Origin of the sequence: Noviherbaspirillum pedocola (assembly GCF_016632335.1) — a bacterium.
GTDB classification, from domain to species: domain Bacteria; phylum Pseudomonadota; class Gammaproteobacteria; order Burkholderiales; family Burkholderiaceae_D; genus Noviherbaspirillum_A; species Noviherbaspirillum_A pedocola.
The window spans coordinates 129503-146855 of sequence record NZ_JAEPBG010000004.1 but is presented as its reverse complement, the minus strand read 5'-3'; the positions used below and the strand labels follow the sequence as shown (position 1 = coordinate 146855).

Annotated in this window: 13 protein-coding genes; 3 read left to right on the top strand and 10 right to left on the bottom strand. The window is 60.3% G+C overall.

All coding sequences use genetic code 11. From position 1 onward, the window contains the following. The first annotated feature begins 6 nt into the window (after positions 1-6). Positions 7-1680 carry a NosD domain-containing protein gene (locus JJB74_RS11620; protein WP_200592035.1) on the top strand — a complete coding sequence of 558 codons (1674 nt, stop codon included), beginning with the start codon at positions 7-9 and terminating at the stop codon, positions 1678-1680. Between the two features lie 14 nt (positions 1681-1694). Here JJB74_RS11620 and JJB74_RS11615 read toward each other — a convergent pair whose 3' ends face one another. Continuing rightward, positions 1695-4397, bottom strand: a complete 2703-nt coding sequence (locus JJB74_RS11615; RefSeq protein ID WP_200592034.1) for a bifunctional diguanylate cyclase/phosphodiesterase — start codon at positions 4395-4397, stop codon at positions 1695-1697. A 504-nt stretch (positions 4398-4901) separates the two neighbouring features. On the opposite strand from JJB74_RS11615, the gene pepA reads away from it, so the two are divergent. Beyond that, complete coding sequence (pepA, locus tag JJB74_RS11610) at positions 4902-5741, top strand: flocculation-associated PEP-CTERM protein PepA (RefSeq protein WP_200592033.1); 840 nt, start codon at positions 4902-4904, stop codon at positions 5739-5741. A gap of 101 nt (positions 5742-5842) precedes the next feature. On the opposite strand, the gene JJB74_RS11605 is transcribed toward pepA, so the two are convergent. Beyond that, positions 5843-6862, bottom strand: a complete 1020-nt coding sequence (locus tag JJB74_RS11605) for a phospholipase A (RefSeq protein WP_234484119.1) — start codon at positions 6860-6862, stop codon at positions 5843-5845. Positions 6863-7139: 277 nt separating this feature from the next. Here JJB74_RS11605 and JJB74_RS11600 point away from each other — a divergent pair, with 277 nt between their 5' ends. Then, positions 7140-7283 carry a hypothetical protein gene (locus tag JJB74_RS11600; RefSeq protein ID WP_200592032.1) on the top strand — a complete coding sequence of 48 codons (144 nt, stop codon included), beginning with the start codon at positions 7140-7142 and terminating at the stop codon, positions 7281-7283. A gap of 141 nt (positions 7284-7424) precedes the next feature. Here the strand turns inward: JJB74_RS11600 and JJB74_RS11595 are convergent, their stop codons facing one another. From JJB74_RS11595 to JJB74_RS11560, 8 genes are all read right to left on the bottom strand, one after another. Further along, a complete protein-coding gene (locus tag JJB74_RS11595; RefSeq protein ID WP_200592031.1) occupies positions 7425-7733 on the bottom strand; it encodes a hypothetical protein in 309 nt (102 codons plus the stop codon). 265 nt (positions 7734-7998) lie between these two features. Further along, complete coding sequence (locus tag JJB74_RS11590; protein WP_200592030.1) at positions 7999-8160, bottom strand: hypothetical protein; 162 nt, start codon at positions 8158-8160, stop codon at positions 7999-8001. Positions 8161-8403: 243 nt separating this feature from the next. Further along, positions 8404-9339: a DMT family transporter gene (locus JJB74_RS11585; protein ID WP_234484118.1), complete on the bottom strand. Its 936-nt coding sequence runs from the start codon at positions 9337-9339 to the stop codon at positions 8404-8406. 339 nt (positions 9340-9678) lie between these two features. Continuing rightward, on the bottom strand, positions 9679-11004 hold the full coding sequence (locus JJB74_RS11580) for a DUF4407 domain-containing protein (protein WP_200592029.1): 1326 nt from the start codon (positions 11002-11004) through the stop codon (positions 9679-9681). Continuing rightward, the gene (locus JJB74_RS11575; RefSeq protein ID WP_234484117.1) at positions 11001-12896 is read right to left on the bottom strand and encodes a caspase family protein; all 1896 of its coding nucleotides are present in this window, start codon (positions 12894-12896) and stop codon (positions 11001-11003) included. The genes JJB74_RS11580 and JJB74_RS11575 overlap by 4 nt, the downstream gene beginning before the upstream one ends. A gap of 15 nt (positions 12897-12911) precedes the next feature. Beyond that, on the bottom strand, positions 12912-14315 hold the full coding sequence (locus JJB74_RS11570) for a DUF4407 domain-containing protein (protein ID WP_200592027.1): 1404 nt from the start codon (positions 14313-14315) through the stop codon (positions 12912-12914). Beyond that, positions 14312-14944, bottom strand: a complete 633-nt coding sequence (locus JJB74_RS11565; protein WP_200592026.1) for a hypothetical protein — start codon at positions 14942-14944, stop codon at positions 14312-14314. Before JJB74_RS11565 ends, JJB74_RS11570 begins: the two co-directional genes overlap by 4 nt. Further along, positions 14941-16800 carry an OmpA family protein gene (locus JJB74_RS11560; protein ID WP_200592025.1) on the bottom strand — a complete coding sequence of 620 codons (1860 nt, stop codon included), beginning with the start codon at positions 16798-16800 and terminating at the stop codon, positions 14941-14943. Before JJB74_RS11560 ends, JJB74_RS11565 begins: the two co-directional genes overlap by 4 nt. Between the last annotated feature and the right edge of the window lie 553 nt (positions 16801-17353).

Genomic DNA, 17353 nt, shown 5'->3' with positions numbered 1-17353 from the left:
GGACGCATGGATCGCTTCATGCCGGTAATACGCATTGTTAGTCTTGGCGCCTTGCTGGCCTGCGGTGTTCCAGCCTGTGCGCCGCACACTCCGTCCGGCGGCCTGACGGAAATGGTAGACCCTGCCGGCGCGGCAGCGCATCCGCGCCTGCTGCTCGTGACCAGCCTGGCGGACGATGGATCGGCAGGCACGCTGCGCGCCGCAATACTGCAGAACAACCAACATCCGGGGCAATACCGCATCCGCATTGCGCCACAAGGGCCCGGGCCCCATGTCATCCGGCCGGTCACCCCGCTGCCCGCGATTCGCGGGCCGGTCGTCATCGAGGGCGGATCAACAAGCGCTGCGCTTGCGCCCGAAGAGGATGCGCTGCTGCGGGACGTTCGTGGACTCGATGCGCCGCATCCCGGCGTGATCATCGACGGCAGCCGCCTGCTGAAGACGGTGAGCGCCGCTTCCTGCCCCGGCGAGGAAGCCGGCAACGGCCCGAATGTGCGTAGCCTGCAGAAGGCGGGCCTGGCGATCGTGGACACGCACGGCGTGGAAATCGCCGGCCTGGAAATCCGCAACTTCTGCATCGGCATCCTGATTCTGCGTAGCAGCGACAATGAGATCCGCGACAACCGCTTTGTGCATCAGGTCGGCGCTTCCGGCGTTCTGGTCAGCGGCGACGATGGCCACGGCGGCGCGACCACGGGCCTGGCAACGCATAACCGGCTGCTGCACAACAGCTTCATCGACAATGGCGACGGCTTCGAATTCGTGCGCGGCGCCGACCATGGCATCGCGCGCGACAACACCGTTGTCGCAACGGCGCGCACCGAGATGCCTTCGCAGGGTGCAGAGATCTTCGGCAGCGATGACATCGAACTGCGCAACAACCGCTTCAGCGGCTATTCGGACGGCATCCAGGCCGGCGGCAATCGTCATCGCCTGCTGGACAACATCCTTACCGACAATACCAACGGCATCACGACCAGCGGCACCGGGACCACGATCGCGGGCAACCTGATCACCGCAAACCGGCTCGGCGTGGCGCCGTCGGGCGCGATGAACGTGGTTACGATTAGCCGCAATGCCATCTACGACAACGGCCGCGACATCCTGCGCTGCCATGCCGGCGGCGCCGGCACGCTGCCCGGATCGACGACATGCCGGACCGATTATCCGAAGCTGGGAATCGATCTCGGCGCGGACGGGCCCACGCACAACGATGGCGCGGCCAATTGCGCAGATGGGCTGCCCGATTGCGACGACGGCGTGAACGGCCTGCAGAACTTTCCCGTGCTGGATGCCGCATCGAGCTGGTCCGATGGAACGGTCACTATCCATGGCCTGCTCGAGACCCGGCCCGATCGCGCCTATGTGGTGGAGATCTATGCCAGTCGCGCGGCCGGATATGCGGGTTACGGCGAGGGCGAGGTTTATCTCGGCAGCGTTGAGGTCCGTACCGACGCTGCCGGCAAGGCGTTCATCCATGCGCGCTTCACTGGCGTCGTGGATCCCTTTGGCGACGGCAGAAGGCAGGCATTCTTCACCGCGACGGCAACCGATATCGCCAGTGGCGCGAGCTCGGAATTCAGCGCCGCGCTTCTGTTGAAGGCATCGAACAAGGCGACGGACCAGGCGGCACGCCAGATGCGTCATATGCGGGATATGCGCGGCATATTGGCGCAGTGAAAGCGCGGCTTCCTTCAGTGCCTGTTCTCCTGCGCGGGCAGCAGGAAGCGGCGCTTCAACAGTGCTGCCGCCTCGTGCGCCGGCACCGGCCGGGAAATGTAGTAGCCCTGTACCTCTTCGCAAGCCATCGAGCGCAGCGCCGCCAATTGTTCCGCGGTCTCCACGCCTTCGGCAACGACCTTCATCCGCAGCGCATGCGCCATCGCGAGAATCGCCGCGAACAGCGCGGCGTCATCCGGTCCGTTGAGCATTTGCGAAGTGAAGGCGCGATCGATCTTCAAGCCATCCATGTCCAGACGCTTCAATTGCGCCAGAGACGAATAACCGGTGCCGAAGTCGTCGACATACAGCTTGATGCCGGCGGCCTGGATCGCGGCAAGCTCGCCACGCGCCGCGCCGCTTTCGGTGACCGTCGCCGATTCGGTGACTTCGACCTCGACCAAGCCGGTGTCCAAGGCATGCTCGCGCAGCGCATCGGTAAGCGCGGCGCTCAAGGTTCCGGTATCGAGCTGCTGCGCCGACACATTCACCGATATCGGCACTACCGGTAAGCCCTGCTGCTTCCATAGGGCCAGCTGCTCACAAGCCATTCGGATCACCTGTTCGCCGAGCGCGACGATCAGGCCAGTGCGTTCGGCCAGCGGAATGAATTCATTCGGCTGCATCAGTCCCTGCACCGGATGCATCCAGCGCACCAGCGCTTCCATGCTGGTGATCTCGACGGCGTCGCCGCTTACCCGCGGCTGATAATGCAGCACCAGTTCGCCGCGGGCGATGGCGATCTTCAGCTCCGCTTCGCGGGTCAGGCGCGCGACGAGTCGCCGCTCCAGGCTGGGTTCGAAGAAGCGGTAGGTGCCCTTTTGCTGCGCCTTGGCCGCATACATCGCGATATCGGCATGCTTGAGCAGCGTGGCGCCGTCGGCGCCATCGATAGGGAACAGGCTGATGCCCACCGATGCATGCACCACATGCTGGCGCTGCGTTTCCCCGAGCGCGAACGCACTGCGCAGCGTTTCGATGATGCGCTCGGCCATGGTCGCCACTTCCTCGCGGGATTGCGCCTGTTCGACCAGGATAGTGAACTCGTCGCCGCCCAGGCGCGCAACCTTGTCTTCCGGCCGGATCACCGCCTGCAGACGCCGGGCTGTCATGCGCAGCAATTCGTCGCCGGCTTCATGGCCCATGGTGTCGTTGATGTTCTTGAAGTCATCCAGATCGACGAACATCAGCGCAAACAGCTTGCCCTGCTCCCGGGCTCTTTCGATCGCGGCGGGCAGGTAATGCGTCAGCCAATGGCGGTTCGGCAGCGATGTCAGCGCGTCGGCATTGGCCAGGCGTTCCAGCGCTTCCTGATGCAGCCGGGTTTCGGTGATGTCGCGCAGTGTCACCGCAAGACCGGCGCCGGAACGCACCAGCCGCCGCTCCATCCAGCGCACGGTGCGCGAGCCGGGCTGTGGAATGTCCAGTTCATCCTCGACCAGCCCGATCTCCATCGCCTGCCGGCACGCGGGCAGCATGTGCGTGCGGAACCGGTGCGGCATGGTGGCCGACAGGGTCTTGCCGATCATGGTTTCCCTCGGCAGCCCGCGGTACAGCGCGCCGCGTTCATTGCAATCCTCGATCAGAAAATCGACGATCTCCCGATTGGACCCGTACAGCGGACGCAGCATGAAGAAACCATCGCGCGCGTTCTCGGTGGCGGTGCGGTACACATCCCGCACTTCGCGCGCATATTCCTCCTGCCAGATGCGCGTTGCCGCGCGACGCATGCCTGCGGCGCCCAGCAGGAACAGCAGCATGCTGGCCATGCCGGCAGCCATGCGTATCTCCATGCCCCTGGACGCGTATTCCTCGAGCAGTGCGCCTTCCGATTCGCCGACGACGGCAACGATCGGATAGTGACGGGCCGTGCTCCATGCAACGATGCGGTCCTTGCGGTCCAGGTAGCGATCGGCCGGAGTGCGGCGCACGCCGCTGGGCTGGCTGAATTCCGGCGCGCCCGGGTGGTTCGGACCCTGGGTGCGGAAACCACGGCTGGTTTTGGCGGCAATGAATACGCCGTCCGAAGTCCGGATCGATGCGAAGCCGTCCTTGCCGATCTTGGATTCATCGACAAACGAGGCGAGAAAACGCGGTTCGATGGCCAGCGCCATGATTCCCGCAAACGTGCCGTCCTCGGTGTTGAGCCGGCGCGAGAAGATCAGAACGTCGCGCCCGGTCAGTATGCTGCGCATCGGCTTGGAAATGAACAGCTCGCCGCTGGGGTTGGATGCGTGACGGCGAAAGTACTCGCGTGAAGCAATGTTCAGCTTTCCCTTTATCTCCGGACTGGTGCTGGTGACCGGCATGCCATGGCGGTCGAACACGGTGATGGAAAGCTTCGCGTCTTCGGGAACCAGGCCGGCCTTGACCTGGTCCTCGAGATTCAACCATCCGCCGTTCTGCCGCCACTGGTAATGCAGGCTGAGCATGATGTAGTCGAGCTGGCCAATGGTTCGCTCTATCTGTTCCGCGTAAGTGCGCGCCTGCGCAGCCGTCGTGATGCGCGCGCGCTCGAGCAGCTCATGCTTCTCATGATGGACCGTCGACGCGGCCCAGACCCATATGCCGACGATCAGCGCGCCGCATGCCGCCGGCCAGGGCGCGAGCGCAGGAATGTGCTCGCGCAGAATGTGAAGCTTCTGCTGAAGAGGAAACGGCTGCGGTGTCGGAAGCATGCGCAATGGGAGCCCGGTACTGTTCCGAACAAAGTGTAACCCGGTCGCTTATCGGCCAATTCACATTCTGAACAAAGCTTGCTTGCAAGCAAGGACAAGCTTGCCGACTTCGTGTTGCTCCGAGTTGATTCCGTAACCGTCATGCAGCCCAAGCTCGGCTTGGTCGATTGCGGAATACAGCCGCATTTCATATTGCACTGCAGCATTAAAGAGCCGCCGCGCTGGTGATGACTCGTCTACTGATAGAGCACACGCCGCCGTACACCAAATGTCGTTGCAATGCAGCATGATTGTAAAAACATCATGTCGACATGCTTTACATTCACGCAAGATGCCTTTCGTCCAGATTCCATAACGCACTGATTCACAATGTTAACTTTGTTGTGGCAAAGATTTTGCATTGTTTCCATGGTGCGTCCTGATTGCTCTTATGCAATGCGTGCAAACGCGTGCTCCGTCAACGACGGAGCGTGGAAATTCAAGCAACCGAACCATGGAATCAGCATGAAGAAATCGCTACAGAAAACCGTACTGGCTACCCTTCTCGCGGGCGGCTTTGCCCTGGCCAGCTCAGCTGCGCTCGCGCAAACCTTCCCGAACTTCACCGTCAACGAAGGCTCGGTCACCGGCGCTACCGCCAATACCTTTTCCGCTGACAAGGTCACCGGCAACTACACCGAAGTGATTTCCTTCGGCGCGAACAATACCTTCAATGCATCCCTGCTCTGGAACGCGGGCCAGTTCGTCACCAACAATGGCGCCACCCCGGTCAATTCCCAGCTTGGCCAGTCCGGCTCGGTCGTTGCCAGCCAGTACGGTCTCTACGCGCTGTACACCGGCAGCGGCACTTACAGCACCGGCGCCGATGGCAAAACCGCGTTCAACTTCACCAAGGGCGGCAATCTGTCGGTATTTATCGACCCGAGCACGAATACCAGCTTCACCGCCCCGGCCAACGGCAACACGCCCTGGACGCTCGGCGCCAATGGCGACGACTACCTGATCGGCACCGGCATGCCGGCCTCCGGCCAGGGCACCCTGGACCCGACGCTGCCGACCTGCACCGGCAGCGACGGCAGCGGCATCAACTGCGGCAATTTCGGCACCGCGTCGAGCTTCAGCCTGACTTCGGCCGGCAGCCAGTTCTTCACTTCGCCGAATCCGTTCTACAACGTGTCCTTCCAGTCGGGCCAGCTGAACAACTTCAACGTGTCCGGCACGCAAACCATCAACGGCTCGATGGATGTCATCTTCGGCAATGCCGTGCCTGAGCCGGCCAGCGTGGCGCTCATCGGCCTGGGTCTGATGGGCCTGGGCTTGGCGCGTCGTCGCAAGCAGGCCTGAGGCGGCTTGATGCCTGAACAGGCATAAGCGCAGAGCCCTCCCCGGGTTCTGACGATCAAGGATGCCGCGTCCTGGAAACAGGCGCGGCATCTTTTTGTTTGCTATCGGAACTTGACGAGCAAGCCGAGCCCAAGGACGCGCTGGTAAACGTTGTAATCGATCAGGCTGTAGCCATACCCGGAGAAAAACTGCGCATAGCCCTTCAGGTTCGAGGTCAGAGGAAAGGCCCAGCTCGCCTGCGCCGCGCCTTTGTCCGTATTGAAGTTGCGGCGCAACAGCAGGGAAAATTCGTGGCCGTTGTGGCGATAGCTTCCTACCACATCGCCATGTCCCATGTAATTGCTGATGTCCGGGTTGTCATCGCTTTCCGCACTCTCGTTGAAGCGTTTCCAGGCCCGCGCCGTGAGCGTGAAGTCGCCGCGCTCGAATCCGAACTGCGCATAGGCGCGGTTCCAGCTGCGCGACAGGGTCGAGCCCTGTCCATTCGATTGATGCAATAAGCCGAGATTGATGAAGCGCATCCTCAGTCCAAGGATGTTGAGATCGGTCGGCACCACCGCCATCAGTTCCGGCTGATAGTCGGTTTCCCGGAAAGGGCTGGAAGCCTGATGGTTCGTGGCTTGCCAGAAGCTGCGCTGGGTATAGCCGAACCACAAGTCCACTGGCTGATTGAATGGGTTCTCCGCGAGCTTCATCTTGAAGCCGAGCTGAAACGCCAATTCACTGTGAGCCAGGCCGTTCGCGCCGGGCGTCAATGCCTGGAACGGACGATAAGGCGCATTGTTGGGTGAGGAGTTATAAGTCGCGACCAGATAGTTTTCATGATGCGGACGAAAGCTGAAGGTGCCACGCTTGTGCGCCGCATCGAGTTCCCAATGACTGGCCAGATACGAGGTATCGACGCCTTGTTGTCGCGGCTCCTGAACTGCGGCGTTTTCCGGCCCGGCCTCGTGCGCTGGCACTGCAGTGGCGCGCTGCGACTCGCCTTCGGCGCTCACGCTTTGGCGTGCCAGCCGGTCATAGCAGGCAAGTCGGGCGGCATCCTCTCCAATGCCGAGGCATGCGCCAAGACCGGCGCTCATCAGCGCAGGCGTCGCCAGCGCATTTCCAGTAATGCTCAACAAGACGAGCGTGAATGCTCTTCCCGACTTTCCCATCCTCATGCTTTCCCCGCGACAGACCTATCATGCGCATCGCTCCAAGCAAGCTTCCCTGAACCATCAATCCGCCTGCCCCGATACCACCGTTACTTTATTGCAGATACTGCAATGACCTCTTGTTCGGCATCGCGTTTATCGTCGCACTCCGCGGCGTTAAATTGGCAGCGCTGCCATGAAGGCATCACTCCACCACACAAGGCCCGCTTCCCGCGGACCTCAAGCGATTCAAGGAAAAACAATGAAGATTGCTCTGCTGCTGCTCGCCACGCTGTCCATGGCTGCTTGCTCCACGCTCAATAGCGCTCCAGGCACAAGCAACCAGTCGGACAAACCGTATAGCCTACGCGTGTTCGACGCGAACAGCCCATATCACGGCGGCTGAAGCCGGCAAGAGAGGCAGCCGGATTGGCGGCCGCTGTGCGTACCTGCCGGCGCAACCCTCTTCACGCATCAGCTGGACGCGCAGGTACCCGCGCCGGCCATGGCGCGCATTGCAGCCCCCTCAGCAGCGGGCTGAACCTGGTCAATTCGCTTCATCCAGACAGGAAGCCATGAACTCGAATGCGGCCTGATCCGGCGGCATGCGGCGAAAGCGATGGAAAAGCAACTCAGCGGACTCGGCAACCTCCTGCCTGTTCGCAGCCGGCTCTCCGGCTAGTACCTCATTCACCGCCTGCTGTTCCGACAAACCACGATCCCGTGCTTCAGCCAGCTTCCCGGCATGGCGCGCCTGCTGCTCACAGCCGGCGTCGCCGCTCATCTGCGCGCTGGCCTGCTGCGCGGCCATGAGCAGCATCGCGCCGGCAAAAGCGCTGCGCACCAGACGGGCCATACGTACGTCCGTGAACACTCGGCCTGCATGCCCACAGCACCGCATCGGCCTAGCCATGTTTCGCATCATCTCCCGGTCCATCCGCATCCTGCCTTTCTGTTGAATGTCATCAAAAGCTTGCCACTATGGACGCCGGCAGGCACTTCATGCAACTGCCTCAGGCGCGCAGACGCCGGTCGTCGACATGAAAAGGCCGGCATTTCGGCCGGCCAATTTCCAGTGTTCCTGTTGTACGGTGGGTTGATGGCGTTATTGGCGCCAACACCTATTGCCCTTCGCGCTGTCGCTCTTCACGCTCCATCTCGATCCATCCCCATCCGAGCTGACGACGAATCTCAATCAGTGCGGGCGGCGGACGGTGCTGTGCGACTTCATTCTGCAACCATTCACGGACCTGCTCCTTGCGCGGCCTTTGACACGGGTACATGGCGACCTCCTTGGTTACATGAGCGGACTCATGTGATTCGAGCTTCCGCTTCATCAATATGGGGACGATTGCGAAAAATCAGTTCGAAGGAAGTGAGGATGGGAGCGCGCCGTAAAAGCAACACCGTTGCGGCATGAGCAACATCGGATGCTACGAAGCCATGCAGCACCGAAGGCCAGGAGCAGCACATGCCGCTCGCCTTTCAGCGAGACAGATAAGCGCTCCCCGAAGAAAATCCGGTGTTCATTTTCGCGAGACCGCAGCCGCGATTGCATGGCGCGTTTCCCATAGCACGACGGCAAGTCCCGCCAGGCAAATCAGCGAAATGCCTATGGCCGTCGTCATATCCGGCAACTGCCCGAAGGCCAGCCAGCCAAGCGCGGTCGCCGCCAGGATCTGCAGGTAGCTGAAGGGGGCAAGCAGCGTCGCCTGAGTTCTGCTGTAAGCGACGATCTGCAGCAGGTGACCGACAAACCCGGTAAGGCCGGTGGACAGCAGCAGCAGCCACTGCGCGGCCGACAGGTCCGGCATTTGCCAGAACCAAGGCAGCGCCAGCGTCAGCCCGACCGTGCCGACCAGCCCGCCGTAGTAATTGGTCGTCAATGGCGGGTCGTGCGCGACGCGGCGTGTGGCAATCTGGAAGAAGGCGAAAGTCAGCGCGGTCAACAGACCGAGCGCTACCCCGATGGGATCGAGCTGCGATCCCGGGCGCACCACGATCAGCACGCCTGCAAACCCCATCAGCACGCCGACCCAGCGGTGCAGGCGGTGCGCCTCATTCAGCAGCACGGGCGCCATGGCCATCAGGAACAGGGGCGCCATGAAATTGAGGGAGGTCGCCTCGGCCAGGGGCAGGCGCCTGAGGACCGAGAAGAACAGCAAGGTGGACAAGACCATCAATACGCCGCGAACCAGCTGGCGACTGAGCGAGCGCGTGCGCAGGAGCGCGCCGCGCTGCGCCGGCAGCACAACGGCGGTCATCACGGCAATGTGGCCCAGGTAGCGCACCCAGGTGACCATCAATACCGGCACACCGGCCAGCACCAGCCACTTTGCCGATGCATCGAGCGTGGACAGCGTCCACAGGCCGGCGACATGAAAAAGTATTCCGCTGCGATTCACTTCCTTGCTGCCCCCTAATTGCTGCATGGTCTGCGGCGCTGCTCGCTCTGTTTTCAAGCGCACTTCTGCAGACGGCCTCACGCTTCCCGACAACGCAGCACGCGCTCCTGCATAGGTTCGCGGTCAAACGATCTATGCCCAGCGCCGATACTGTTGCCCCGAGCAGCGCGTTCTGGACGATGGCACTTGCTGACTGCTGATTGCCGGCGTCAAATGAGATCAACAGCGCGACAGAGCGTTGACGCTGAGATGCCAAGCTGGACTGCATCATAAAACGCAGGCGGGTAAACCTGTCTTTTATCAATCGCCGCGCTCCAAGCCTCTCCGGACGCAAGCAATATCACACAACGGCTCATGTCCCGCGAGGCAGCCCATAGACCCTCCTCTCCTGCGGTACTAAAAGCCTTTATCAATAGAAACGCCCGATCTTGATCGTTCTGCTCCTGACGGGCTATCTGCAAATGGATGCACCTGACTTCGCATGATTGCTGCATAGCGCTCTTCGAAGCGTGCCAGCCGCTCTTCGCGTAGTGCCTGACGGTGCGTCCGCAACACGGAAAGCATCCGTTGCTCCGTGTTCTTCACCATCAGATAGGAATCCACCGGGAAGGATTTGCCGTGACGGTCGAACAGAAGGAGCGAGGCGGGCTCGATGCCGGCCGCAGCAAGATGTCGCCGACTGACCATGTCGAGCAAATCTTCATACGGGCCTTTCACGGATAGTGTCCGAATCAATACTGGCACTCCCTGGATGAAGCAGACCACAAGGAATATCGCCCAGCTCGACAGTGGATTGACCTCGTAAGCAACAGTCGCGCGCCTCAGCAACCCGGCTTGCTGGTCCAGCGTGATGTCGGCATACAGTCGCTCACGCGCCATGCGAGCTTGGCGCCCATCCTCCTGAAGTGCGAGCCATTCAGCTTCCGCCTCCCGGCCTTGCGGACTGCCATCGGAATGGCCATGCAGCTCCTTCAACGCTGCCTGACGCTGGGTGAGCACCGCATTCCATTGCTCTACCTGGCGGAGACATTCCTGAAGCTGCGGCAAGCCGTACGGATCATGTGAGAACGAAGACGCTTGCAAGCACGATGGAGTGGCAACACCACTTCCCGGCAGGTCATGTCCAGTCCGTTCCCGTAGCTGCATAGCCCGCTCTGTGAGGTCTTGATTTTCAGCCGCATAGTGCGCGTCGATGCTTGCATGGACCGCACGCTTACGGATTTGTTGCTCCTTGATCAGGTGGACATCAATCTCAGGCGCCAACAAGAGCACTTGCAATGGCGTCGCCAAGGTCAGCGACACAGCGAGCGACAGTACCATTCCAGGCAGCGCATGCAGCCAATCACCCAGATGCAACACGCCATGGTCGGATACCCGGCGACTGCCAAGCATAATAAAACGCTGCATGTTGAAAATCACAAGTGTCCAGATACCTGCGAATAGTAGGCTGATCACTGCACGCCACGGCGTGCCGAGAAATTCATAGCGGTGCAGCCCAGGGAAAAAAATCTGATAGAAGGCACTCACGCCGGACAAAAATGCCAGCCCGGTAGTCAGGCACATCGCTAACCCGATGGAGTCGAATTTCGTGCGTTCGGACTCTGGACAATCGGGGTCGCACAAAACCTGCGCATCGGCGCCAGTGACAAACCATACCGCACGGCGCAACCGTCCCGGCCTATATGGCGCGCGTGGAACAGGCGGGGTAGGAATGTGCATCATGTGACTGGTCCGGTTGAATCAGGGTTGGCATCTTTTTGCGGCGCCGGTAGCAGCGGCGTGGTGGCCGGCAGAATCAGGGCCTGCCTCAGCTCAGCGTCCGACCCGTTCGCAGCGGCAACGACACCGCCAAGCGACAGCCGGGCGGCGGAAGGATTTTCGAAATACTGGTTGAGCTCATGCCAGCGCAGCCCTGGCAGCGGGCCAGCCGCATAAGGCGTAAGCGCATCGCCCACGGACTGCCGCGCCTTTTCATAGCCAGCTTCAATCGCAATGCGTGCACCAGCGGCTCGCCACTGCTCATAGCTGCGAAGCGCGTCAACGCCAAGGTCACGCAACAGATCACCGAGCACCATCGCAAGGGCGATCAGCAATGCCAAGACGATGTTGCCGCCGCGTTCGTCCCACAACAGCTTCCAGCGTTCACTGAGCATGCTGGATTGATGCAGGCTGGCGAGATAGAGATCCACATTGTGCTCGTCCTCAGCATGCCTGTGCCGCTGAATTGCATTAAGGCTGGCGTCGAGTACATTCAAACGTGCGCGTAAGCAGCGTTGCAGGGTCTGCACGCTGTCTTCCCGGCATCCGACGCTGTCCGTACCGACCGTTCCGGGCGGACCTTCCTTTTCCGACGCTGCGGCAATGTCGGCGGATCGAAACAAGTCCGTATGTTTGCCGAAGGTGGCAACCACCTGCTGCTTCCAACCCGTCAATCGCAAGGAGCGTTCCGCTGTCTCCGTAACGACACGCTGCAGCATTTGTTGCGGGTTGTCCGCCACGCCGATCTGATGGGCAAAGGTGGCAGCAAGCATGCTGTCGCTGGCTACGTTGGCCGGCTGTACGGTTCCGGGTGGTATGGCTGTCACGACTACCGTATTCGGTTGCGAATGCACAGGCGCCAGTCCTAAGTGAGCGCTTTCCGGAAACCGGTGCTTGACGTCAAGCACTACGATGCTCCATTGCGGCGAGGTATTGGCGACATCGTCGATCAACTGGGAGATCGGATAGGCGCCCGCTCTTGCGCCGGGCTGGTAGTCTGCCGGCACAAGGTGATTGCGGCCCGCGCGCTGCAAGGCATGTCCTTCGTAGTACACGATACTGATGTCACCCTTCTGCAGCGACTTCAGGTAGCTGTCAATTTTCAGCACCAACTGATCACGGGTCTCATCAATGGATACCGTCGTAATGAATCCGGCATCGGCCAGCGAACGCTCGAGCGTCTGTACATCAGTCCCGACTCCGGGCAGCGCGTCGAAGTGCTGGTAGCGATGCACACCGATGAGGAGCGCTCTGCGCCGGCCGGACTGTGCCACGGCAGTGTGCTTGACTGGCGCAACAGCGCCGGCAATCCGCGCGGTAACACGCTGCTCATCCTCAGCAACCAGGGCGCGCGCGCGCGAAAGATCTTCACGGCGATCATCGCGTGCGCGACGCAACTGATCCCGATAGAAAGCCGCCTTGGTCTGGCGGATTTCCTCGATTTGTTGATCGAGCCTGTCGCGATGTGACATGAGCAGGTAGGGCAGCGACAGCAGCAGCGCGATGATGACTACGCATACCAGACGCAGCCGATCGGGACGCCACTGCGCAAGGCGCTGTTGGTCCCAGTGGTGCGCATAGCCTCCCGTGCTCACGAATAGGCGCTGCATGGTGACAGCGAAGAGAAACACGCCTATCCCGATTCCTGTCGCGGTCAGCCAGCGCGCAAAGTCAGCGTAGACAGCGACATAGGCGAGGTAGGCAGCAGAGACGGCATAAAGAAAGGCGGAGCACAGGCATAGCAACGACGACAACGCAAGACGCCAGAAATCCTTGCGGGACAGGTACGACACCACTGCCCGGTCATATCCCATCACCGCGAGCAGGCACCGCGCGATAACTGTCATCAATGCCATATTGCAGATCGGTTCTCAGGCCGCCATCGAGCCTGGTGCACGTGCCGAGCGCTGGTATTTTTCCGGGTTCGCACGAATATCGTCTGCCAACTGCTCCTGATAAACCCCGTAGGCGACTTCGGCAAGTCGACGCTCGACTTCAAGTTTGCCGGCCTCATGTTCATACAAAGTCTCTGCCTGGTAGTAAATCGCGTCGCTCACTTCCACGCTGCCCTTGCCGTTGATCTGCTCGCGGATTTCGATGCCGCGTGCTGCGATCGCCAGTCGTTTGACGTTTTCCGATAGATAGTCGTAGGGGCCGATCGCGACCATCATCTTGAAGAAGATCGGAGCGATCTCGAGCACGATCAGCAGTAAGGTAAGCATCAGGCTTCCGCCTGGTGAGATTTCGCCGGCAATTTCAATACGCTTGATCAGCCCATCAAGACTGGCAGCCTTCTTTTCATTTTCCCGGAAGGTGCTCTCGCGCTTCTTCAAACCCTCATCGATCTGTGCCTGGATGGCGGCGGTTTCCGTATCAAGATTTCTGATTTCCGGGTCGTAGTCCCGTTTCGTGCGCTCGTACTGCGCCTTCATCTCTTCGAGATTGGTCTTCTTGGCGTTGAACGCCTTGCCTTCGCCAGCTCGACCTGAAGCGGTACCATCGGCTTCCTTGTCGACTCTGTCTCGCTGTTCGGTGATACGGTCCAGCATGCCACGCAATTCGGTCGCTTTCTGATCGCGCTGCTTGACGCGCTCCGCCTTTTTGGCGTCGAGCTCCTTTCTTCCCTTCTCGTATTCCGCGTCGTCCTGGCGCTGCAGCTTTGCTGCCTCGTCCTTTTGCATCTCAGTCAGCCTGGCTTCAATCTCAGTCTTCATGATGCGGGTTTCCAGCGGTTTGGACAGGACCAGACCGATGACGATCGCCATGATGATGCGGGGAACAGCGCGCCAGATCTCGCCCAATGTGATCTTCTCGGTGCCATCGCCATGGCCGCCGGTGGAAACGATGAAGCGGTCAAGATTGAAGATCATGAGCGACCAGACGAGACCGAACAGGATGGCGAGCGCCAGTGCCGCCCAATCAAACGCCTGCTGCTCTGCTGATAGTGCAAAGCCGTTCTTCGATGAAAAGACGGTGTAGAAACCATACGACCCGGAGAAAAAGGCGAGTGTTGCGGTCGCCAGCACCACACCACCGATACCTTGCTCCTTGACACGCTCTGAATGCGGACAATATCGCAGGATCTGCGGATCAGCACCGGCGCAAAAGCACAGGAAGTCACTGATCGCTGCTTTGCAACGCCCCCAGAACGTATGGCTGTTGGCGCTCGGCGAGCCGTATACATAGTCCTGGAAATAACGGGGCGCCTGGTTGTCGCCTGTGGCCTCGGGGAAGGATGACATGATGATTGCCTCGTTGTCGGTAATGTTGTTCATTGTTTGTCGTAGTGGGCCAATACCGCGACCGACTCTTCAACTGCAGCGGCAGCCTGCTTTGCATGGGTCCCTGCATCGGCAAGATCGCGGCGTACCTCAAAAGGGAGCGCAGGGATCGCAAAATGCGCGGGGTGCATTCGGGGCATGCTGAGACCGCGGGCTTTGGGAAGCACGACTGCAACTGGCTTTGGTGCGGGAAGTGAAAATGCGATCGTGTCTGGCAATGGCAGACGCAACACATTGCCTTGCGGCGGACGCACGCAATTCATATCGACGACGCGCTGCTTCGGCTTGGGAGCGACAGGGCTTTCCTGCACAGTACTGGCGACCGGATACCAGGTACTCCCGCTTCGGCCGAAACAGTTCCTCGTCAAAATGCTTACCGGCTCCCCCACGGGAACAAGCACTTGCAGCCGGCCGGTCTTAAAGAAGCGCCATGCCTGTCTGCGCGGCGCGGTTCCCGCGGGGATTGCAGCAAGCCATCCCCAGCCGCGCAGCGTAAGCGAGAGCGGAGTGCGGCCGCCCGGTAAAACAATGCGGGAAGCAGCGGCGGCAAGGATCGCCGGTTGTGCGAAGAGATGGACGCGTAGCCGGCTAAACATTGACATCATCGACACGAGAAGGGTCATGGGGCCGATCCCGTCTCGTTCCCGGCAGTCGGCACAGCTTTCTGCGCCAGCTCCCCGACGGCGGGAGCTGCTGCATCGCCGTTTTCCTCTACAACATTGTCGCAATCGATGCGCATTTCAACACGCCGATTCATCCGGTATAGAGCTGGATCATCCACTACCGGATCACGGTCACCGGCGCCACGTACTTCAATGCGATCGTAAGGAAGCACATTATGTTCGACGAGCCAGTCAGCCACGCTTCTCGCCCGCTGTTCGCTTAATTTAAGGTTTAAAAGCGGCACGCCAAGTTTGTCTGTATAGCCGGTCAAGACAATGGAAGCATTGGGATTGTGACGAATGAGCTCGGCTAGCTTGCGCAGATGCGCATCGGCATCTGCATCAAGTCGGTCACTCTTGAACTTGAACAGCGCGGACTCTCCCAAATAGATTTCGGCTGGCGTCGCCCTGGCGTCGCCTGCATACCGTGGGCAAGTGAAATATTGCGAGGGATCCTGAAGTGCCCGTGCCAGCGATATGCGATGCGCTTTCTGACTCTCGGCCGAACCCGAGTTGATGACTTCAGCATCACTGTCATACGACATCAGATCGTCGGCACGTTGCTGGATCTTCTCCGTAGCGGTCTTTACTGCGGATTGGGCTGCTTGGGCCATGCTCTGGCCACACTCTGCGCCATGATGGCGGAAGGATCCCAGCAACGCTGCGATCCAAAGCAGCGCGATGATTAACGCTACAGCACGCAGTCTGGCAAGCGCAGAGAGGAGCAGCATTCCGGCTAGCACACCAACCCATTCCATGGACGGCTGCGCGCATAAAGGAGGCCTTGAACTCTCCGTGATGAACAAATACGCGAATGCGGCCAGAACAAGCATGGGGAAAGGATGTACCCATGCTTCCCAAGCCGGACGCGGCCAACCCCAGCGTTTGCAACATACGAGTCGCAGCACGCGGTGCAATAAGAGTGCGCCGACGCCCAACAGCATGACCGGCCAGCCGCACACTAGCCACAAGAGCAGCGCTGCGCACCACAGAAACGTCCACCAGCGCGGTCGCAGGAATGGCACGCCGGGCTCCAGCCCTAAGCCCACCCTTCTGAAACGCCGAATACCGGCATCAACGCCAGTACGAGCATCGTGCGCGGAAGAGGTATCGATCGCTTGCGCGGCATCGTCAACGGCGGTCGTATCGGCTGGTCGCGGCGAAGATGGCGCGCGTCTCTCAGCCGTCGATCCCTCCGCCTCGTCCTGAGAAGGCGTAGCTGCTGCGTTCACGGTCTCATCTTGCGATGAAGATCCGGCGCTTTCACTTCGGTTACTTCGCGCGGAATGCTGATCCGTCGCTGCCATACCATCCACAGCACTGTCCTTACCGGACGGTTCAGGATTCTTGTCGGGAATGCCACTGTCGTTTTCAGTCGCATTCCCCGGCGCTTCATCGGCAGCGGATGCTGCAGGGATATCCGGAGACGGAGGCCTGTTTGGCGAGGCTGCAGAAGTGGGATCCAGTTCGTCTCCTGGAAGATCCGCTTCCCTGGGCAGCATCAGGCGGGCATAGGCTGTACCCCAAAACCGGCCCACGATGGCAGGTGCTCCATTGCTGACCTGCTCATTGCTGGCCGTGCCCCACTGGTGCAGTCGAAAGTCATGCAAGTCTGCAATTTGACAGTGGGTCTCGCCCTCGGCCGTACGATAAAAAATACGCACCTTTCGCACGATCGGCAGCCGTAGTGGTGCAAGACCGGCGGGATCAACCGGCACAGGAGGCTGGTCGACGCGACCGGCGCAGTTAAGCGCGGCCTCTACCACCTTGAATGTGTAATTACGCAAGCCGAATGCAACGTCAGCATGCCCGCTCATGAGCGCGCCGTCATAATTCCCGTCGAACAGGCCATGAATCCAGACGCTTGGACCAGTGGGTCTGCCATTTCGCGCAGCATCCCACCACTCACCGTCACTGCCGCGCCAACCCAAATCTGGTGCGCCGCAAATCGTGCATTTCTCGGGCTCGGGAAGGTGCGCCGCGTTCTTAAGGTGGACACGCGCGTGACATTTGCAGCACGCTACCCAACGCTGGTATTGGGACGGTACCCCATCCCAAGTTGTGCTGGTCGGGCCGCAGCCCTGGCAGACAGCCAGAGGCAGCGCGTATAGGGCATGACACTGTCGACAGGTGAGGGTATAGGAGCGCTCAGGCACGGCGTCATTGCGGCAATGAGATTGACCGAAATGCTGCAGACCCCGCACAGCATCGTATTTGAACCGCCCCGTGATACTCCACGACCATATCCTTCACCGCACTTAGCCCAACTCTTGGGTCGCCTTATCGCGCACCGAAAATTTCCAAAAGGATACTAGACGAAACTGCAACTCGCTACAAGTTCTAGTACGTAATTTCATTCATGAGTTTTAT